The 844-nt window shown below is 67.5% G+C and carries 1 protein-coding gene; it reads right to left on the reverse strand.

Going from position 1 to position 844, the window contains the following annotated elements:
- Positions 1-11: 11 nt before the first annotated feature.
- Positions 12-769 (reverse strand): IS5 family transposase gene (locus MOX02_RS30810; RefSeq protein WP_147029544.1). Its coding sequence is split into 2 segments (ribosomal slippage): positions 12-433 and positions 433-769, totalling 759 coding nucleotides; the frame shifts between segments, so codons are not numbered across the junction.
- Positions 770-844 lie beyond the last annotated feature (75 nt).

Below are 844 nucleotides of genomic sequence, written 5' to 3' on the forward strand. Positions count from 1 at the left end.
CTTGGACTCGATCAGCACCAGAAGACGATGACGGCAGCCAGGGCGACGGCTGAGGCGTAGTTGCGGGCAAGCTTGTCGTATCGGGTGGCGATGCGGCGGAAGTCCTTAAGGCGGTTGAACGTCGCCTCGATGCGCCAGCGCTCCCGATAGCGCTGCTTGTCGTGGCGGATCCTTCTCTTGCGGCCGCGCTTGCCCGGGATGATCGGCGTGATGCCGCTTCTGCGTAGGTCAGCCCGTAGCCAATCGGCGTCGTAGCCCTTGTCGGCGCTCAGGCGGCGGATCCGGCCGGGCGCCTCGGCCAGGACGGCTGGAGCGGCGGTAACATCGCTGGCGTTGCCGGGCGTCAGCAGGAACACGCCGGGCCGGCCGAGGACATCGGTGAGCGCGTGGACCTTGGTCGTCTGGCCGCCGCGCGACGGGCCGATGGCCTGGGCCGTCGCCCCCCTTTCCCGCCGTGTGCCGAGCGATGCGCGCGCACGTAGGTACTGTCGATGGCAGCCGCCTCGCCCGACCAGCCGGCCTTGGCCAGGGCCGCCAACATCGCCTTCCAGAAGCCACGCCGGGACCAGCGGTTGAAGCGGTTGTAGACGGTCGTGCGAGGCCCATACGCGGAAGGGCAGTCACGCCAGCGGCAGCCCGAGGTGAGCACATGCAGGATACCGGAGATGATCTGCCGGTCGTCTTTCCGCTCTGGTCCGGGCTGATCCTTGGGCATGAACGGGGCCATCACCGCCCACTGCTCATCCGAGAGCCAGAACAGGTCCGCCATCGCCGCCTCCACGCTGCAAACGGCGGCCCTGAATCATGAAACCACAAACGCCGCAATAGCTTGGTTCGGTTCACA

Origin of the sequence: Methylobacterium oxalidis (assembly GCF_007992195.1) — a bacterium.
Lineage (GTDB): Bacteria > Pseudomonadota > Alphaproteobacteria > Rhizobiales > Beijerinckiaceae > Methylobacterium > Methylobacterium oxalidis.